At 55.9% G+C, this 18,415-nt stretch carries 16 protein-coding genes; 6 read left to right on the top strand and 10 right to left on the bottom strand.

Annotation, left to right across the window (positions count from 1 at the left end; translation table 11 throughout):
• Positions 1–40: 40 nt before the first annotated feature.
• Positions 41–1,072 (bottom strand): agmatine deiminase family protein, encoded by a 1,032-nt coding sequence (locus AFE_RS10035; RefSeq protein ID WP_012537031.1) that lies wholly within the window; start codon positions 1,070–1,072, stop codon positions 41–43.
• A gap of 42 nt (positions 1,073–1,114) precedes the next feature.
• Between AFE_RS10035 and AFE_RS10030 the strand changes: the two genes are divergently transcribed.
• The 3 genes from AFE_RS10030 (at position 1,115) to AFE_RS10020 (ending at position 2,922) form a co-directional block, all read left to right on the top strand.
• Positions 1,115–1,870, top strand: a complete 756-nt coding sequence (locus AFE_RS10030) for a pseudouridine synthase (RefSeq protein WP_012607334.1) — start codon at positions 1,115–1,117, stop codon at positions 1,868–1,870.
• Entirely contained in the window at positions 1,867–2,310 is a 444-nt protein-coding gene (locus AFE_RS10025; protein WP_012537029.1) for an NUDIX hydrolase, read from the top strand. Before AFE_RS10030 ends, AFE_RS10025 begins: the two co-directional genes overlap by 4 nt.
• Before the next feature lie 87 nt (positions 2,311–2,397).
• A complete protein-coding gene (locus AFE_RS10020; protein ID WP_012537028.1) occupies positions 2,398–2,922 on the top strand; it encodes an RNA pyrophosphohydrolase in 525 nt (174 codons plus the stop codon).
• A 24-nt stretch (positions 2,923–2,946) separates the two neighbouring features.
• Here AFE_RS10020 and AFE_RS10015 read toward each other — a convergent pair whose 3' ends face one another.
• The 9 genes from AFE_RS10015 to AFE_RS09970 all read right to left on the bottom strand — a co-directional run bounded on the left by AFE_RS10015 (position 2,947) and on the right by AFE_RS09970 (position 16,211).
• Positions 2,947–4,305, bottom strand: a complete 1,359-nt coding sequence (locus AFE_RS10015) for a serine hydrolase domain-containing protein (protein ID WP_012537027.1) — start codon at positions 4,303–4,305, stop codon at positions 2,947–2,949.
• Positions 4,260–5,486 (bottom strand): putative glycoside hydrolase, encoded by a 1,227-nt coding sequence (locus AFE_RS10010; RefSeq protein ID WP_009560702.1) that lies wholly within the window; start codon positions 5,484–5,486, stop codon positions 4,260–4,262. Before AFE_RS10010 ends, AFE_RS10015 begins: the two co-directional genes overlap by 46 nt.
• 152 nt (positions 5,487–5,638) lie before the next feature.
• Positions 5,639–6,475 carry a polysaccharide deacetylase family protein gene (locus AFE_RS10005; RefSeq protein WP_012537025.1) on the bottom strand — a complete coding sequence of 279 codons (837 nt, stop codon included), beginning with the start codon at positions 6,473–6,475 and terminating at the stop codon, positions 5,639–5,641.
• Positions 6,476–6,564: 89 nt separating this feature from the next.
• Entirely contained in the window at positions 6,565–7,935 is a 1,371-nt protein-coding gene (locus tag AFE_RS10000; protein WP_226833838.1) for a TolC family protein, read from the bottom strand.
• A 154-nt stretch (positions 7,936–8,089) separates the two neighbouring features.
• Positions 8,090–10,261 carry a peptidase domain-containing ABC transporter gene (locus tag AFE_RS09995; protein WP_012537023.1) on the bottom strand — a complete coding sequence of 724 codons (2,172 nt, stop codon included), beginning with the start codon at positions 10,259–10,261 and terminating at the stop codon, positions 8,090–8,092.
• A complete protein-coding gene (locus AFE_RS09990) occupies positions 10,258–11,595 on the bottom strand; it encodes an HlyD family efflux transporter periplasmic adaptor subunit (protein ID WP_012607330.1) in 1,338 nt (445 codons plus the stop codon). Before AFE_RS09990 ends, AFE_RS09995 begins: the two co-directional genes overlap by 4 nt.
• Positions 11,596–11,774: 179 nt before the next feature.
• A complete protein-coding gene (locus AFE_RS09985; RefSeq protein ID WP_012537021.1) occupies positions 11,775–12,308 on the bottom strand; it encodes a hypothetical protein in 534 nt (177 codons plus the stop codon).
• A gap of 763 nt (positions 12,309–13,071) precedes the next feature.
• A complete protein-coding gene (locus AFE_RS09980) occupies positions 13,072–13,659 on the bottom strand; it encodes a hypothetical protein (RefSeq protein WP_012537020.1) in 588 nt (195 codons plus the stop codon).
• Between the two features lie 686 nt (positions 13,660–14,345).
• Entirely contained in the window at positions 14,346–16,211 is a 1,866-nt protein-coding gene (locus AFE_RS09970; RefSeq protein ID WP_012537017.1) for a DUF3857 domain-containing protein, read from the bottom strand.
• A gap of 232 nt (positions 16,212–16,443) precedes the next feature.
• On the opposite strand from AFE_RS09970, the gene AFE_RS09965 reads away from it, so the two are divergent.
• From AFE_RS09965 to AFE_RS09955, 3 genes are read left to right on the top strand one after another with little or no spacing between them, the layout of a single operon-like run.
• A complete protein-coding gene (locus AFE_RS09965; RefSeq protein WP_009561663.1) occupies positions 16,444–17,151 on the top strand; it encodes a spermine/spermidine synthase domain-containing protein in 708 nt (235 codons plus the stop codon).
• Between the two features lie 13 nt (positions 17,152–17,164).
• The gene (locus AFE_RS09960) at positions 17,165–17,506 is read left to right on the top strand and encodes a zinc ribbon domain-containing protein YjdM (protein ID WP_012537016.1); all 342 of its coding nucleotides are present in this window, start codon (positions 17,165–17,167) and stop codon (positions 17,504–17,506) included.
• Positions 17,503–18,414, top strand: a complete 912-nt coding sequence (locus AFE_RS09955) for a LysR family transcriptional regulator (protein WP_012537015.1) — start codon at positions 17,503–17,505, stop codon at positions 18,412–18,414. Before AFE_RS09960 ends, AFE_RS09955 begins: the two co-directional genes overlap by 4 nt.
• Position 18,415 lies beyond the last annotated feature (1 nt).

The following is an 18,415-nucleotide window of genomic DNA, read 5'->3' as shown; positions in this document are numbered from 1 at the left end:
ATTATATAATGTGGTTTGTGGCGCGCCCAATGCTCCATTCTCAGCGCGGTAACTGCATGGTTACGCAGTGCAGGCTGCCATGCTGGCGAGCCAGTTCGATGCAGGGAATGGCGATTACTTCCCGATCGGGGAAGGCGTGTTGCAGGCGATCCTGTGCCACCGTGTCGGCGGGATCATCGTAAGTCGGCAGGAGCAGGGCAGAGTTGAGAATGAGAAAGTTGGCATAGCTGAGGGGCAGACGGGTGCCGTCACCGTCCCACTGCGCCTGTGCCCAAGGCAGAGGAATCAGGTGATACGGTGCGCCATCCCGGTTGCGGAACGCGCTGAGTTCAGCCGCCATCTGCTGGAGCGGGGCGAAATGACTGTCGTCAGGGTCGTCGCAACTCTGATAGGCGATGGTATGGGGGTTGCAGAAACGGGCAAGGGTGTCGATGTGGGCATCCGTGTCATCTCCTTCCAGATGGCCGCTATGCAGCCAGAGGACGCGTTCCACACCGAGCTGGGCGCACAGGGCGTCTGCGATCTGTGCCGCGGACCATTGCGGATTGCGGTTGGGCGAAAGCAGGCACGCACTCGTGGTCAGCAAGGTGCCCTGGCCGTCGCTTTCAATGCTGCCACCTTCCAGCACCATGCCGGAAATTTCCAGCGCTGCCGCACCAAAGGCACCCTGAGCATGCAGGTGACGGGTGATCTGATTATCTAAATCAGCGCGAAATTTCAGGCCCCAGGCGTTAAAGGCGAAATCCATCAGTTTATGCTGTCCAGCAGCATTTTTCAGGGTAATGGGACCGTGGTCGCGCGCCCAGGAGTCATTGCTGGGGACTGTGTGCAGGTGGCAGCGGAATAGATTGGCACCCGCCTGATGCAGGTATTGCCTGCAGACCTCGATGCTGGCCGGATCATGGCAGGCAATGAGTACGTCTTCGCGGAGGCTGATTTCGCGGGCAATGCGGGCGAAGACGGGCAGCACGCTCTCCAGGCGCGGCCCCCAGTCGGTATCCGGGTGCGGCCAGGTGAGTTGTACCGACTGCTGGGGGGCCCACTCCGGGGGAAGGGTGTATTCAGCTGCCATGGTCTGCTCCGTTGTCCGTCACCCCGACATCATAGGAGCTTCATGGCTTTTCGTCAGCCTGTCCGACAGGCTAAACTGCGTCCTATGCAAAAATCTGCCGAGCGTATGGATCATTTACTGTCCCGCCTAGGGTATTGCAGCCGCTCCGAAGTGCGCGACCTGTTGCGCGAGGGGCGCGTGCGCGTGGCTGGGGAACTGCTGCGCAAGGCGTCTGCCAAGGTGAATGCGGCCGAGGTTTGGGTGGATGAGGAGCCCATTGATCATCCCCATGCTTTCTATCTGCTCTATCATAAACCTCTGGGGAAGGTCTGTGCTCACGATGATCCCCGCGCCATCTATCAGGATTTTCCCCTGCGCTGGCGCTATCGGCGACCAGCGCTGAGCAGTGTCGGTCGGCTTGACCGGGAGACCAGTGGGGTCCTGCTGCTCACCGATGACGGTGACTGGCTGCACCACTGGACGAGCCCCCGCCGTGCCATTCCCCGGGTATATCGGGTGACCCTGCAGGAGCCGTTGCGGAGTGACGCGGCGGACATCCTGGCCGCGGGAACCCTGATGCTGGACGGTGAAGACACACCCTGTCGCCCTGCCGCGTTGCACTGCCTGACAGAGCGCGAGGTCCGGCTGACCCTGACGGAGGGGCGTTATCATGAAGTCCGCCGGATGTTCGCGGCGCTGGATAATCTCGTGCTGACTCTGCATCGGGAGGCCTACGGCCCTTTTTTGCTGGACGATCTCCCGGCCGGTCAGTGGCGTGAACTCACGGTGGCAGAGCGTATGACGGAGGAAATTCCATGATCTGGACACCCCATGTGACGGTAGCCGCCGTCGCAGAGGAGAACGGCCGTTTCCTGTTGGTGGAAGAGGTGGTAGATGGGCGGCGCTGTTTCAACCAGCCTGCCGGCCACTGGGATCCTGGTGAAACGCTGCTGGAGGCGGTTACCCGTGAAACCCTGGAGGAAACCGGCCACTTCTTCCGGCCGGAATATCTGACCGGTATTTATCACTGGGAATATCCTGCGAAAAACCTGACTTACCTGCGCTTCGCCTTCGGCGGACACCTCGGCACCAGGGACACGAGCCGCGCGCTGGATGCGGGCATCATCGGTCCGGTATGGCTGACCCCGGAGGAGATGGCGGCGCGCGAGGGAGAGATGCGCAGCGTCATGGTCCAGCGCTGCATGGCGGATTATCGGGCGGGCCAACGCTATCCGCTGGAACTGCTGCACATGGTCTGAAGGCGCCCTGGAGGCGAAATTGGACTGACGCTGGCCCTGCAGCGTGTTATATTGCCAATATAAAAGGCATCGGCAGAGACGATGAACATGATAGACGCAGACGGCTATCGCCCCAATGTGGGCATGATCATTTGTAACGAACAGAACCAGGTGTTGTGGGCCAAACGCCGGGGTGAAAATGCCTGGCAGTTTCCCCAGGGCGGCATCGATTATGCAGAAACGCCGGAGCAGGCGATGTTCCGTGAGCTGGAAGAAGAAGTGGGGACCGCCAAGGTCTGCATCATCGGAAGGACGCGGGGCTGGCTGCGCTATGAAGTGCCCTGCGCCCGCCATCGCGTCTCGCGGCGCCGCTATCGCGGGCAGAAGCAGATCTGGTTTTTACTCCGTTTTGAGGGCGAAGAGGCGGAAATCAATCTGCGCACCCGGCAGCCGGAGTTCGAGGACTGGCGCTGGGTGGATTACTGGATGCCGGTGAATGAAATCATTTCCTTCAAACGCCGCGTCTACTGGCAGGCGTTGCAGGAACTGGCGCCGCTGATCAACATGAATCCGCCGCCCATGACCGATCCCTGCCGTTCCGAGAATCGACATCCGGTTGTTGGAAACCGCTGACCGCCTTACGCAGTAACGGACGATCTATCCACGCACCGGACGATTACCCGAAAACTGCTGCACATAGTGGCGTTTCGGGCCTCCCATGCCGGTTTGCACCTTGCTCGGCCCCACATCTGGCCGGTTTACCAGCGCATAATAGCGGCCAAGGCGCGGACGGCTGGCCTCCACCTCGGCGTCAGTCAGGGGGCCGAGATGGGAAGAAAGCAGTTGGACCACCGCTTTCCTGAGAGGGCCGGCGTTGCCCTTGCCGAAGGGATAGACGCGGTTGGTCAGGATGATCACATAGGTTCTGGATACCGGGTCGATCCACAGGAGCGTCCCGGTAAAGCCGGTGTGATCATAGGCGCCCACCGGCAGGAGGTCGTCACGGTTGGGAGCGAAGGGCGCGGCCAGATCCCAGCCCAGCCCGCGCAGCCGCACCTTTCCGGGGGGGGATTGGGGGACGGTCATCTGCCCTACGGAACGCCGGTCCAATATTCGAATGTCATGCAGGGCGCCACCGTTCAGAAGCATCTGCGCAAAAATCGCGAGATCACCGGCGGTGGAAAACAGTCCGGCGTGGCCCGAGACCCCTCCCATGCGGTAGGCCGTGGGATCATGCACCTTGCCCCAGCGCAGTTTACCACCCAGGTATTCCGTGGGCGCAATGCGATATCGTTCCCATGCGGGTGGACGAAAAGTCGTTTGCAGCATGCCCAGCGGTCCGAAGATGTGCTTTGCGCAGTAGACATCGAGCGACTCGCCGGAAACCCGCTGAACGATTGCGCCGAGGGCCTCGAAATTGATATCGCTGTAAAGGTAACGGCTGCCGGGCGCCGCCACCGGCTTTTCCGCGATGATTGCCCCAAGCGCCCCCCGGTAACCGCGCCATGGGGTTCTCGGGTTGAGGTCTGGGGCCAACCCCGAGTAATGGGTGAGCAGTTCCCGTACCGTAATGGCTTCCTTGCCGTTCTCCCCAAAGGCCGGCCAGTACCGGGCCGCGGGGGTGTCAAGCGCCAACTTTCCCTGTTCCACGAGTTGCATCACGGCAGTAGTGGTCGCGACGACCTTGGTGAGGGACGCCAGATCGAACAGTGTCCCGACACTCATGGGGATTCTTTCGGGCCACAGCGCGGCATAGCCGAAGGCCTGGCGGTAGACGATCCGGCCCTCGTTGCCCACGAGTACGACGGCTCCGGGAATCCTGCCGCTCTGGATCTCCTTCTGAACGATCTGTGCGATGCCGGACAAGTCCGCCCGATGAAGCCTTTCCGGGTCAGCACCCGCCTGGGCGGATAAGATGCCCGTACACAGCAAGACGAAGAACACCAGAGCCCATAGGGCGCCTTTCCAGGTCAGCGCGCGAGATGCGTCATTTTTACTGGCGTGTTGCGTGAACATATTCCCGTCCCGATCCCTCCAGGATTGCTCAGGTGGCCTTCGCGAATGGTTGTCACCATCCCCGACTTCGAAGGGAGTCCTGCCGTAGTATAGACATTACGGGGGTTCCACAACATCCATCCGTCCGATCCGAAAGTCTGCGCCGCATCGATCTGCGCCGCGATCTCCTCGCCCCCGAAGGGTTTCCCGCCAAAGGCGTAGTCACGAAATGCCTGCAGCCAGGGGCGGAAGCGGACCGGCGGCAACCCCGTCCTTTCCTCGGCCTTGCGAAGGGAGAGGTAGACTATCTGGTGCGGATGGAGAACGGGGTTGGGGTAGCCGGGGATACCGTACTGAAAGCCCGATGGATAGAGCATGGGAGAGATATAATCGACCTGCTGCGCCATCTCCTCCAGGTTTTGGCCGATCCCGGTGTCGTTGCGGTTCCAGATCACGTAACCAAAAATATCCGCAGAAAGGAAGACGTTATATGGGATCAAGCGCTTGCGGGCCTCCGCGAGGAAGCCGGAAATTGCCGAAACCCGGCTTTCCTCGGTAGTCGACCGGGAAAACACCAAGCCCTTGGCGTCGGGAAAGCGGACGTAGTCGAACTGGATCTCGTCGAATCCGTCCTTGGCGGCCGCGACGGCGACGTCGATGTTGTAGTCCCATACCTGCTTGCTGAAAGGATCGGTCCAGGCGAGGCCCTCCCGATCCTTCCAGATGGCACCGCCCGCGGTCCTGACGGCCAGATCCGGCCGCGCCAATGCGAGGACGTTGTCCTTGAAAACCACGATCCTGGCAATGGTGTAGATGCCTTCTTGGTGCAAATCGTCCATTAGTCGCTTGATATGTTTGATGGTGATCATTTTTTGGGCGCCGATCTCCGTCGCCAGAGGAACGTCGGTCTTGTACGCAATCATTCCCCGGTCACTTTTTACATCGATCACCACGGCGTTGAGGTCTGTCTTGCCGATGATATCAAGAGCGGATTCCCGCAGGCGCGTGTTGGCCGCTCCGTAGGAAGACAAATAAAGGGCCTTGGGTTTGAAAGGCGCGAGGGATAGGGTTTCATCCTCCTTGAGATCTCCGACGGGGACCTCGCGACGCCGGTAGCCGTAGGCCCTGAGGCCAAGCACGGTCCCTTGCCCGCTGATCTGAAAATGGCCATCCCGGGCCGTACGTACGACCGAATCACCCAAGGTTACAAATGCCCCTGGGATCGGGTTGCACGTCAATGCGTCCACGACCATCCCGCTGTAGGCGGCAGCGTTCCCAGAGACGAGCAACAAGGCTGCAAGTAACGAAGCGCAAATGTTTTTTATGTTTTTATAACCCTTCACGCTCACCTCGCTTATCCGGAGTCCGTGGTCAACAGTCTTCCCAATGTCTTGCCCGTATCCTGGTCCGTGACCAGATAGCGCGGGAGGGCCATCACGTTATCCGATGGCCCGGCAGGCGCCCTTACCATGGTGAAGGCGGCGATATATCCCGCCGTAGCAGCGCTCTTGATGAGCTCCTCGTTGTAGATCCCGTAGGGCCAGGCGAGCATGTCCACCTTGATCCCCAGTTCCTGATCGAGCTTCGCCCTGGACTTTTCCAACTGCATGGCCACGAACTTCTCGTATGCCTGGGGGGAAAGACGTTTCTTTTCTATCTTGAAGTTCGGATGCCAATAGGTGTGGGACTGGATATTCACGAGCCCGGAGTCATGCATGATCCGCAACTCATCCCAGGTCAGGGCGTAAGACGCCCGGGATATGGCGGAGGGATAGATGAAGAGCGTCACCGGAATATGGTAACGCTGCACCAGGGGAAACATGTCCGTGTACACCGACTGGTGCCCGTCATCCGCGGTGATCACCACGGAATGGGGAGGGGGAGGGGGTCCAACGCCACGAATATATGCCACGACTTCCTTGAGCGGGACAATCCGGTAGCCATGGCTCCTCAGGTATTCCATCTGTGCCGCGAAGACCATCGTGCGAACGGTCATGGCATCTCGCAGCACGGGACCAAAACGATGATAGAGCAGGATGGGCACGACGCGCCCTGTCCCTGATCCCCAAGCCGGTATGGCGAAAAATAGGACGAGTAAAGACACCGTTTGCCAAACAACGCGCATGTCCGGCTTTTCTGTCCGCTGCGCCCTACCGGCCTGGAGAAACAACCCCGACTTCCCAAGTTCCATGCGCTCGCCTTCAAAAATCGTCCCGGGCTGCTGCTGGATAGATACTATCAGTTCCTCGGCCGAACAGAAACGCGGCTTCTTCCTGACAATTATCGACTGCGATCCGGTATCAGTCCCGCGTATCTGTATAGGTCCGCCTGATATTCGTAATAATTGGCGAGTTCCGACGCACGGGTGGTGCGTGCCTGAATAAGATTCTGCTCCGCCGTGATTAACTCCAAGATGTTCGCCAGGCCGATACGATATTCGGTGCGGATGCCGGACAGGGCGTTTTTCGCGCTGATTACCTGCTGCTGCGCGTTCACGTAGGCGCCCATGGCGCTTTTCAGCCCGGCATAAGCCTGCCAGACCTCCAGCAGGATCGTGTCCGTTTCCTGCCGGGCCTGCGCATGCGCTTGGCGATAGAGCGCACGATCCTCCTTTACTTGGTATTCGGTAGTAAAGTTGGTATCGAAAGGGATATTGAGTTGTAATCCAACGCTGTAGATTTTCACGTTGGGTTGCTGGCTTTGATACTGATTCTGCCCGAGGTTTCCCACCAGGGAAATGGAGGGCAGCCCTTGCGCCTCCGCCTGGAAAATGGCTTCGCGCGCTTCCCGGATTGTGGCGAGATCGCTGAGTATGGAAGGATTTTTCCTGACCGCGGACCGTAACCAGCGACGGATGCCGATGGACAATCTTTGCCGCGGCGATTGTAACGTACCGATGGGAAGGTGCATGGCCACCGGCAAACCTGCAGCTTGGGCCAGCGCACCCCGGTCGGATTGCTCGGTACCCTGCGCGATGACCAACTGCTCCCGTGCCTGAGACCGTTCCGTCTGGGCTTGGTACATATCCGTGATGGGCTTGAGATGCGCGCGGTATTGCAGGCGCGTGTCTGCGTAGATGGTTTGCGCCTCCTTTACGCCTTGGCGGTATACGCGCACTCGGGCTTCCGCTCCAGCGAGGGCGTAGTAGGCGTTGGCAACCGTGAGGGCCACCTGCTGGATTGCGGCGTTGGCCTCGTAGCGTGCGATGAGTACAGCCGATTCTGCTTTGCTGATAGCGGCGGCGCGTTGCCCGAAGTCATACAACACTTCGTTGAGGCTAAGCGTAGCGTTCATGGTGTTGGCGAGCGGCGGGCTGAAGCCACGGCTCAGTATGTCGCCGCTGCGCTGGCCGCCGATCCCGACACTCACGGTCGGTAGCCACAGTCCTTTGGCGATACCCAGGGCGGCCGCTTGTGCCCCCAGACCGGCCCAAGCCGAAGCGGTTTGCGGGTTGTGCAGCAGAGCCCAGTTGGTGAGTGCGGGCAAGGAGCGCAAATGCGCGAGTATTTTCGATCCCGGGGTTCCCGGCAAGGCTGGTTCGGGGAGTCCGTGACGCCCGGTGGTGTAAGCGCCGAGGGCTGGCAACCCTTCCCCTGTGCCCCAGGGGTCAGAAAAAAAACCATGTGCCGGATACAGGAAATCTGTGGCCAACCCCGGATCCGACCAGGACAGACACAAAACCAGGAACAATGCGATGCAGGAAGAAAACCCCTTTGGGGTAGGTCCGCGAATCAGGGGCAAGCGCAAAACGTTCAATATCGCCGAACGCATGGGGCTATGACCTGAAATCTGGAACTTTGCTTTTTCATGAGGCTGCGGGTGCTGTTGATTGAATGACCGCCACACTTTCCTTGAACTGCTCTGGCGTGATTGCATGCAAGGTTCCGCCCGCGAGACCATAAATGAGCTGGCACTGCAAAATCGTCTCGGGACGATGGGCGATGACGATGCGGGTGATACTCAGGTGGCTGACAGTGTCGTTGATGTATCTTTCCCGTACCACATCCAAATGGCTGGTGGCCTCATCGAGGATCAGTACCCTGGGTTTTTTGAACAAGGCGCGTGCCAGAATGATGCGTTGTTTCTCCCCGCCGGAGAGGGCCGATCCCATATCTCCGACCAGGGTGCGGTAGCCCATGGGCATGGCGGCGATCTGCTCGTGGATCCCGGCCATCCGGGCGGCCTGTTCGATTTCACTGGGGTGGGCTTCGGGAGATGCGAGTGCGATATTGTCGGCAATACTGCCAGCGAACAATTGATCCGACTGCATGACCGCAGCCACCATGGCACGGTAGCGACGTAACCCGAGCTTGTGAATATCAATGCCGCCCATGCGGATCACCCCCTCTTCCGGGGCGATCAGTCCCAGGAGCAATTTCACCAGGGTGGTCTTGCCGCAACCGGATGGGCCGATAATGGCCACCGATTGGCCCGTTTTCACGGTGAGTTGGCATCCTTTCAGGATCCATGGATCCTCTGTGGTATAGCGAAAGCTGACCTGCTGCAGTTCCAGGCTGGGTTCCGGGTCCGGTCCCTCATAAACCGGCAGGATATGCGCCTCGGGCGGGGTCAGGGCAATATCCGCCAGTCTTTCGCCATAGAGACGGAGCATTTTGAGGTCTATCCAGGCATTGATGAGCCCGTCCCCACGGCTCAGGAACTGGCTGGCAAAGGTCGCGTAGGCGACAAGCATGCCAACGGTGAACTGATTTTTCCTGACCATCAGGGCGGCGAGCCAGATGATGACGATGTGCCCTAAGCCACCCAGCAGTTTCTGGGCTGACCCAAACAGCGTGGAAAGCTGCTGTACACGAACATCCTGGTTGGTCGTCTCGACGATCAGATTGGCATAGCGAGCGGTGCGGTTTTCCTCCAGGTTGAACAGCTTGAGGGTTTGGACGCCGCGAATGGCTTCCAATAGGTAGGTCTGTTGTTTGGCTGCAGCGAAGATATGCCGTTCGGTCACCGCCCGCAGAGGAAAGTAGGCGACCTGGCGCAGGAGCAGGTATAGTACGAAGACCCCCACAACGATGGCCGTCAATCGAAAACTGTAGATGGCGATGACGATCAGGATAGCGACAGCCATGATGCCATCGAGCACGGCGGACACGAGATTGGTGGTGATGGTGCGACGGATGTTCTGGATGGCGCCGTAACGCGACACCACGTCCCCAATATGACGTTTCTCGAAAAAATCCAGAGGCAAGCGCAAAAGATGAGAAAATATGTTCGCTGCCCACTGGACGCCCAGGGTGGCATTGATGTGGATCACGACCCACGAGCGCAGCGCGAAGAAGAGTGTCGAAAAGGCCGTGACGAAGAGATAGGCGATGCCCAGCAGGGTCAACAAGGAGTGGTCGTTGACCACCAGGACCTCATCAATGATCCATTGCATGTAGAACGGACCGAGGACACCCAACACCTCCAACACCAAGGCGAGCAGGAAAATCCGGAGCAGCGCCCCACGCAAGCCCTGGATGGGGCCGGTCAAGGCGCGCAGAGAGATTGCCGGCTTATGGGTCGCGGGCTCGAAATTTGCGGCGGGCAGGAGTTCCAGCGCCACGCCGGTAAACGAAGCGGATACTTCCGACCAGGGTACGCGCCGCACGCCGCGGGCGGGATCGTGGATCGTGATTCCCTGGGTATCGACTTTGGTCAGGACAACAAAATGGTTCATGTCCCAGTGGAGGATACAGGGCAGGGTCAGGCGGGAGAGATCGGCAATTTCCAGGCGCAGGGGACGACTGTCGAGGTGCAGGTTTCCGGCGATCTGGAGGAGTTGTGCCAGGGTCGCGCCCTTCAGGGAAATCGCGTGCTGACGCCGCAGGGTGAAGAGGTCGATCTGCAAGCCATGATAACCAGCAATCATGGCCAGACAGGCGAGACCGCACTCCGACGCTTCGGACTGGAGGATCACCGGGACGCGGCGAGCAAAGCCGAACTGTAGGCCATCGAGAAGAGTAGTGGAAAATTTCATGGCAGGGATGGCTGGGCGATGATCGGTGAAGGTGCTGCTGCGGAATGATCCGCATGCCGCGAATTCGGAAAGAGATCGTGACCGAGACCATACAGGGGTTCAAAGACCCATTGAATAAGGCGCAGTCGATTGAGGGTGATTTCTGCATGGAGTTGCATGCCAGCACGTAGCGATTTTTGGCGGCCATGGACTTCCACGGTGGTACGATGCAATTGGACCATGATCCGATAGAGCGGGACCGTGGAATGGGCACCGGTGAGGGCGGCAATCTCCGCAGGCGTTAGTGCACTACCAGAAATGCTACGCACGGTGCCATGGAAGGTGCCAAAATCCCGGTAGGGGAAGGCCGCGTAATGCAATGCGACCGTCCCACCTACGGTCAGAAAGCCGATGGCTTGGCTTGACACAAGCAACTGGGCGCGCAGGGGATCCCCGGCCGGCATGACGGATAAGACGGGTTGCCCGGCGGCGATGGCCTGGCCGGGGTTGACGGTCATGGCGGAAACAATGCCGTTGGCGGGGGCGCGTATGAGGAGAACATTGCTGCCGGCGGTTTTGGCCAGTTCCTGACGAAGCGTTTCCAGTTTGCTGCGGATGGTGTTTTCCTGGTTCAAGGACGTCAATGGCAACTCCCCCAGTTGATGGGTCGCGCTACTGATGTTCTGCGCAAGTTCCGTCCGCTGGCGTTCAAGGCCTTCCAGTTGCGTCTCGGCACTATAGACCGTGAGATGCTGCTGCTGGAGTTCGGGATCCGAAACGAGGCCCCTGCCTCGCACGCTCATAAATTCCCGCAACACTTTCTCGGTGCTGTTAATATCCTGATGCTGGATGGCAATCTCGGCGCTCGTTTCCGCCAGTTGGGCCTGCAGAAGTTGCAGTTTGTCCCGCAAGGCCGTCTGCTGCATGCGGGAAACAGAACGCGCCGCGGAAAGGCTGCCGCTCAGAACCCGTTTTTCCGCATTGATGGATTGTTCGATGATGGTCGCCACTAATCCCACGGAAGGATTATCTGGGTTGCTGGCGATTTCCAGCAATGGGGCACCGGCGCGAACCTTTTCGCCAGAATGCACCAACACTTTTTCAACCGTGCCGGAAATAGGGGCGGATATCGTTAACAGGCCTTGTGACGGGACCAGTATGCCGGTGACGGCCAGGTGTCTCGTGTAATGACCGAAAATCAGGAGCAGGATGATCGCCAGCGTGACGAATAGCGCTATGACCGCGTAGACATGATGATGGACGGGCGAACCCAAGCGGATAGGACCGAGCCAGGATGCCCCGGAGCTTTGGATCGCATCTGGGCGAAATAATGTTTGATCGTCACGTGTTGGCATGCTGTTTTTCACGAATTTAGTTAGCCGATTCGTCATAGAGGGCTATATCATAATATGGTATGTTACAAATGAATTGACATGGTTGACCTTCTACATATTGTCCGATAGCCACTTTCGAGACATCAGAGATGTATATAGTAACTGTGTGATCCAACCGGATTGGCAGGTATGAAAATGGGTTACCGTTCTTTGGGAACGTCACCATGACCATTCCTAAAAAGCAAATGACGTCGCAGCCGATATAGCAACAATAATGGACCAGTCACCGCTATTGAGGCATCCTCTGTGTTGTCAAAAACCACTTGCCCGTATGCACACACCGCTAGCATGCTCTTGGCTCTTGGAGAAAATACCCGGATCGTTCCTGTGGTTAACTTTTTTTCGTGTAACCCAAGTTGCGTCAACACCGCATCCACATGGTCACCCCAATAAACTTTTGGCAATTCAGTATCGATTGTCATTTTAACCGGGAACGTCATGAATACAGCCACTGGAGCATATACAAAAATGACGGAAATTAAAAAAACAAAAAGGGTGGCAGAATATTGCGAAACGGCCGCTAACAGCAAGTCATTGAAATGGCCGGTGACTACTTCCATAATAATAACAGACAAGAATAATGCACCTATTCCGGCTATTGGACAAGCGGCGCTTTGCAGCACGCTATAGGCGTTCCAAATCGGTTTGAGCCGAGATATCTCCACTTTTTCCATATTGCTCTCCTTGATATAGATGTCCGCACGGCAGAATATCAGCAGGGTGTTTAGCAAAATCCACCTGTAATTGTGGAAATTTAGCGGTTTACCAGGCAACCAATAAAAACCAATTTTGCAATGGTTTGCGGTCTGTGCAATATGCGCTATTTAATTATATATAATTTGAGTTAGCACATAGGCTAGGGAGCAAACAGCAATAAACATAAGCTCCAAGTACCTCCAATTTACTCTCCTTTTAAGTAGCGCGGCATTCCAGTTATTGGCTTTTATGGCTTTGATAGCAAAAAAATGCGTCACATATAATAAGTGTCATTATTGAAGACGCAAAAAATGATAAATAAATAGTGGAATAATTGTATATTTTTAAATACCTAGGACTGTCAAGTGTATGCATAACCATGCTTGAGAAAGACAGAAATAATATAAATGGCAATAAATTCAATGGCCGATAATATCTCTCTCCTATCGCTAAATATGCGGAACCGTATATGGTATCTATTTGAATGCATTCCTTATCCATGTGTCCCCCGTTCCTGATCTAACGCATTAATGATTAATGCGTGCTTATCCGGTTATCTCCCAAAAAAACGTTCAGCGCAGAACACCTGTGCTCGGGAAAACGGCGATTCAACATAGATAGTAACTGTGGGAACCAACCGGAAACCGGATAAGCACGCTGGCAACATCCAATTCCGAAAATATTCTTTTCCCAGCACCCATTACTCATCTCCAAGGGGAACATTGTCCCTTCTGATTGAACTCAATAATCGTGGTGCAACAGCTTCCATACGCCAACACCTGACAAGGAGGCTAGGGGTAGCGCCAAGAACAAGGACAACAGGTAGAAAGCGTTCATCAGGAAACTGTTTCCAGGGCCCTTGGCCAGGAGGAATACCGAAACGATCAACACATAGGATTCCCACAGAAATACGATCACGGATAGAAAGTTCGGATAATGGGTAAAGCTGCAATCCTTTGAAAATGGGTTCAGAAACTTGAAGGATATTTTTTTATACGGCATGTATAAATTTAAAACTTTACGAACCGTATCAACAACATTAACAATAACCGCGGGGAAGTACAGATACAAGATAGGGTGGTTATACACGTATGAACCCACCGATGACACATGAAGAAGCCAAAAAATAATCATTGGGGGGAAAAAAAATATCGCTGATGTTTTTTTAAGCCAGTAGCTATAAGATTCATCGAAAAGTGCCAGATCGCTTTTATCTACTGCGACACAAAGTGGCAGAAGGAAGCCGTTGTAGAAATAAATTTTCTCACCGCATTCCAACAATATCCTCCAGTGATAAAGACCATTCTTGAAAACATTTGCCTGATTCATGATGCCTGCCTGCCAAAGCACGTTTGGTTTGTAAAATGATGCATGAAGCCATAAATGGGCAAGAGATCTTCTTGCCCAAGGCGATAATGTGCAGAGCTAAAAAGCGGGGCGCTAACTAGGTTTTTAACCCCAGATATTCAACCACGCAACTTGGTTGAACGCCGTTTGGAGTCCCGCTCCAGCCAATCCATAGGTTGCGCCTAGAATTCCGAAACCAAGGGCGCCCAATGGGCCGAATTCAATCCCAGATATTGCACCCCCAAGGGCACCCCCCGCTGCGGCTTCCGCATAAGCGAATAATCTCCTAGACGACGCCCCGGGGTCGCCGCCGCTGACGTCATAGATCTCCTCATCCGTCAGTACACGCATCGTGGGCGTTAATCCTCTAAATACATCTTGCTGCCCATTTAAAGTTAATCCACGCATAAATATTGCTCCTTTTGCATAACAAAATAGCGCAGAATGAAGGTGCCTACGATCACCACTATACTGCCACATTGTTAACAGTGGCATGTATACTTTGGAATCTATTTGCAGCGCAATCCAACCGGTGCACAGATGAAAGCAGGTAAGACATTATTTGACGCGTCTCTTTATTAATCTTACCGCATTGCTCTTCACACAATAAATATTATCAATCGGAATATTAAAATTCTGCTGGTGCAGTGGGTAGTGCTTGTTTTCTTTCAAGATGTAGCCCTCACTGCAAACCCCTCCTGCTCCAAAGCCATCGCTTCACTGACCAGCTTATAGAAATCGGGATAGGCTTCGGGGCTATACACCATATGATCCAGATGCATGGAACTGGTCACTTCCAGCTTGTGCGGGGCCAGCAGGTGTATTTTTTCATCAAAAACACCCGCACTGTTTTTAACCTGATGGTCTGCATCTTTGGCGGCCCAGACGTAATCTTTGGGCAAATCCAGGGTGCTGCTCCGCCGTGCATGGCCATAGGGCATGAAAACGGGGTAGTGCACCGTGGCACTGGTGAGGCGCGCGGTCAGATTACGCAGAGAGGCGGTGTTCAGTCCGTAGTGCAGATGAATCCGGCTGGCCGCCGTCAACGGCACGCCCGGTGCGGTTTCCCAGGTGGACTGCAGGATGAAAGGGTCACTCAGGGTATGGGCAGGTGATGTCTTCAGATGGACGCTTTGCGTCATTAGCCCGGCCTGCGCCATCACATGATGAAGCAGCGCGCCATACTCGCTCATCGGAATCCGCGCCAGCAGATCTTTCCAGAACCAGGCTCCGTAGCCGGTTAAATGAAGGGTTTCCTGGGCTTTCAGACTGCCGTCTTTGGTAATGGATACCGTCTCCATGGCGGTCATGCCGCTGGCCTCCGGTGCATCCCCCGGCGTTCTGGCGATTTCAGAATGGGCGCCGACGAAAATCACCGGATGATTGGCGTCGGGGAGTGGTATGGTGCCCGCTGGTGCGTACCCGGAGGTCGCATCCAGATAAAGATGATAAGCGGGTACATGCACGATGACATGGTTGATCTGCTGCAGGCTGGCCACGTTCTGCCATTCAAAATCATTGCCTGCACCTAACAGTACCGGTTGGGCGGTAATATCTTTGGCGTGCAGCAAGGCAACCAGGAGTGCGGCGGCGGCTTTGCAGTCGCCGTAGCGCTGGCTGAGCGTCGTGGCGGCTGGATAAGGCTTGTATCCGCTCAGCCCAGTTTCAATACCCACCCAACGGATGTGATGCACGGTCCAGTCATAGAGGGCCTGCACGGTGGCCTCACCGGTCTTTCCTTCGGTGATCTTATCTGCCAGCGCTTTGATCTCCGGGGTCACCGCTTCAGCAGGCTCGGCATATTTCCAGTAGGCATCGCCGACTGCCTGCCAGTTCGGGAAGGTGCTCAGGATGAAGGTCGGGCTAACCTGATGAAAGTCCACCGCATTGATTTGAATGGGTTGCGCGATGGGTTGATGCAAGGTCGCGGTGATGGTTTGCACCCCGTTGGCGACCGTGTGGGTGACCACATAACCATCGCTCCCCGCCCAGTGCAGGGCCATCGCGGTCGGCGCATGGACGATGATATGCACGTTGTCGGCCTGCAAAAAATACGGCACGGCATGGGAAAGAGAAATGGCATCCGGAAAATAAGGTTTCAGAAAATCGATTTTCCAGTCCGCCACCAGTTCATCGCCCACGGCCACATGGGGAAAGACCACCGTGGTGGTCTTGGCGTCGCTGAACTTCGGAGCGTTTTGCGCGACCGGCAATGTACGCGTGAATATCTTCTTCTCAGACACCGGATATCGCTTCCCCAATGGGCTCAGGGTGTAGGCGTCGGCGACGCTCACATGCTCCATCTTGGCGGAGAACCGTTTTTGCGCCTGTCCGTACTTCTGTACCCCATAGTGACTGAGTGGGACGACGACCTCATGAATGGTGCCGGTATAAGTCCCGTTGTGGTGGAGGTCGTATACGGCGTCGTAAGCGAGGATTTTAATCGGCAACCCTTCGCTGGCAGCCTGGGCCAATGGGGTACAGAAAAATAGCGCCAAGGCTGCTTGCAGGGCGATTGCGTTAGTGCGTTGCATTGCGGTTCCTACTTTCTGTATGGTCAACCATTGCCGGTAGGCTGCTTAAAATCCCCCTACCGCAGAGGACTATATCAGGATAATGTTGCACTTTTATGAACCTCAGGTGACGGAAACATGACACTGTGCATCCATTCACTCGGATCATCCGGGATTGGATGCGCCCCAGGTCAACCTGACTTTGGCACGACTTTTTCGTAGCGGCGGAAGCTTCTGAGGATGAATCGAAAACATGGATGAATTTGTCGATAATTTACTCGGAGATAGGGACGCGCCGGCACAGACCCTGACAGGGAACCCTTTTGCACATGAAGGGGATCGCGAGATAACGCTGCGCTTCGACCTTTCGGCCACACAAAGCGCCATGCACAAAGCCGATCCCGATAATCTCGTTCTAGGATATACCCGGACAATGATGGGGTTCCTGATCTTCCAGCCAAAACCCGAGCGGATCGCGATGATCGGCTTGGGCGGTGGCTCGCTGGCGAAATATTGCCTGCGCCATATCCCGGATGTGCACTTCATGGCAATAGAGATCAACCCCAGGGTTATTGCCCTGCGCGACAAATTCAGAATCCCTCCGGATGGTCCAAAATTCAAAGTGATTTGTGCTGAGGGCGCGGTATATGTCCGATACCGCTCCAAACTTGTCGATGTGCTGCTCATTGACGGATTCAACCACGATGGTCAGGCCAGACAGTTATGCAGCGCGGAGTTCTACGCGCATTGCTACGCCAAACTCCGGAAGGGTGGCGTATTGGTGGTCGATATGCTAAATAGTGACAGAAGGTGCGCAACCTATATCACCGGAATCCGCGAGAGATTTGACGACCATGTCATTGCTATCGAGGCGGAATTGTTTGGGAACAGGGTAGTCTTTGCGTATACGGGACATTCATATTCTGGTCCACAAGATGCTGTTTTTATCAATAACCACTAAGGAAGGCTTATCTATGGGCAGTATTCCGAGTTGTCCGAAATGCAGTTCAAATTACGTCTATGAAGACGGCAATATTTATATATGTCCAGAATGCGCACAGGAATGGCCAAAAGAAAATAATCTGGAAAAAATTGACTCCCTTCGTGTTTCTGATGCAAATGGCAGTGCCATCAATGATGGCGATACCGTGGTCGTGGTGAAAGATCTCAAGATAAAAGGGTCATCATCAATAATAAAAGTTGGAACAAAAATAAAGAACGTCCGCATTGTTGACGGTGATCATAACATTGATTGCAAGGTGGATGGCATTGGTGCGATACAGTTGAAGTCCGAGTTTCTGCGAAAAGTGCCATGAGTATGCATCTCACCTTTCGCCAGCTACAGGTGTTTACCGCTGTGGCGAAACATCAGAGCTTTACCCGCGCCGCGCAGGCGCTCTATCTCAGCCAGCCCGCCGTATCCATGCAGGTCCGGCAGATGGAAGAACAGGTCGGACTGCCGCTCTTTGAACAACTGGGGCGCCGGATCTATCTCACCGAAGCGGGGCGGGAAATGGCGCGCTACAGTGCCGCCATTACCCAGCAACTCGAAGAGGCGGTACAGGTGATCAACGACCTCAAGGGGTTGGCGGGGGGGCATATTCATATCAGTGTGGCCACCACCGGGGCTTATATTGCGCCCTATCTGCTCGCGGCGTTCAGCAAATTACATCCGCAGGTCACGGTCAGCATGGATGTCACCAACCGGGAGACCCTGCTGCATCAACTGGCGGAGAACGAAGTGGATATTGCCATCATGGGGCGGCCGCCTGCAGGGCTGGCGCTGGAGGCTACGGCCTTTCTGGAAAATCCGCTGGTGATCATTGCTGCACCGGATCATCCCCTGGCCCGGATCAAGGCGATTACTCTGGACATGGTGGCAACTTACCCCTTCATTATGCGGGAGCCGGGTTCGGGGACGCGAATCGCGGTGGAACAATTTTTTGAAAAGGCCGGGGTTGCGCTGCACGCGAGCATCGAAGTCAGCAGCCACGAGGCGATCAAGCACGCGGTGCGCGCCGGTATGGGCCTGGGCATCGCGTCTCTGCATACGGTGCGGGAAGAATTGCTGGCAGGACACCTGGCGGTGCTGGATGTGCAGGGCATGCCTATCGAACGCCATTGGTATCTGGTGCATCGTCAGGGTAAGCGCCTCTCGGCGGCCGCTCAGGCCTTCCGGGATTTTCTGCTGAACCAGGATGCGGCACGGTTGCTGCCTGCATAGG

Origin of the sequence: Acidithiobacillus ferrooxidans ATCC 23270 (assembly GCF_000021485.1) — a bacterium.
Taxonomy (GTDB): domain Bacteria; phylum Pseudomonadota; class Gammaproteobacteria; order Acidithiobacillales; family Acidithiobacillaceae; genus Acidithiobacillus; species Acidithiobacillus ferrooxidans.
This window is presented reverse-complemented; position numbering and strand designations above follow the sequence as displayed.

Excerpts from the sequence above, each read along its gene's own strand:
- AFE_RS10035 (WP_012537031.1), bottom strand. The coding sequence starts at position 1,072 with ATGGCAGCTGAATACACCCTTCCCCCGGAGTGGGCCCCCCAGCAGTCG.
- AFE_RS10030 (WP_012607334.1), top strand. The coding sequence starts at position 1,115 with ATGGCTTTTCGTCAGCCTGTCCGACAGGCTAAACTGCGTCCTATGCAA.
- AFE_RS10025 (WP_012537029.1), top strand. The coding sequence starts at position 1,867 with ATGATCTGGACACCCCATGTGACGGTAGCCGCCGTCGCAGAGGAGAAC.
- AFE_RS10020 (WP_012537028.1), top strand. The coding sequence starts at position 2,398 with ATGATAGACGCAGACGGCTATCGCCCCAATGTGGGCATGATCATTTGT.
- AFE_RS10015 (WP_012537027.1), bottom strand. The coding sequence starts at position 4,305 with ATGTTCACGCAACACGCCAGTAAAAATGACGCATCTCGCGCGCTGACC.
- AFE_RS10005 (WP_012537025.1), bottom strand. The coding sequence starts at position 6,475 with ATGGAACTTGGGAAGTCGGGGTTGTTTCTCCAGGCCGGTAGGGCGCAG.
- AFE_RS09995 (WP_012537023.1), bottom strand. The coding sequence starts at position 10,261 with ATGAAATTTTCCACTACTCTTCTCGATGGCCTACAGTTCGGCTTTGCT.
- AFE_RS09990 (WP_012607330.1), bottom strand. The coding sequence starts at position 11,595 with ATGCCAACACGTGACGATCAAACATTATTTCGCCCAGATGCGATCCAA.
- AFE_RS09985 (WP_012537021.1), bottom strand. The coding sequence starts at position 12,308 with ATGGAAAAAGTGGAGATATCTCGGCTCAAACCGATTTGGAACGCCTAT.
- AFE_RS09980 (WP_012537020.1), bottom strand. The coding sequence starts at position 13,659 with ATGAATCAGGCAAATGTTTTCAAGAATGGTCTTTATCACTGGAGGATA.
- AFE_RS09970 (WP_012537017.1), bottom strand. The coding sequence starts at position 16,211 with ATGCAACGCACTAACGCAATCGCCCTGCAAGCAGCCTTGGCGCTATTT.
- AFE_RS09965 (WP_009561663.1), top strand. The coding sequence starts at position 16,444 with ATGGATGAATTTGTCGATAATTTACTCGGAGATAGGGACGCGCCGGCA.
- AFE_RS09960 (WP_012537016.1), top strand. The coding sequence starts at position 17,165 with ATGGGCAGTATTCCGAGTTGTCCGAAATGCAGTTCAAATTACGTCTAT.
- AFE_RS09955 (WP_012537015.1), top strand. The coding sequence starts at position 17,503 with ATGAGTATGCATCTCACCTTTCGCCAGCTACAGGTGTTTACCGCTGTG.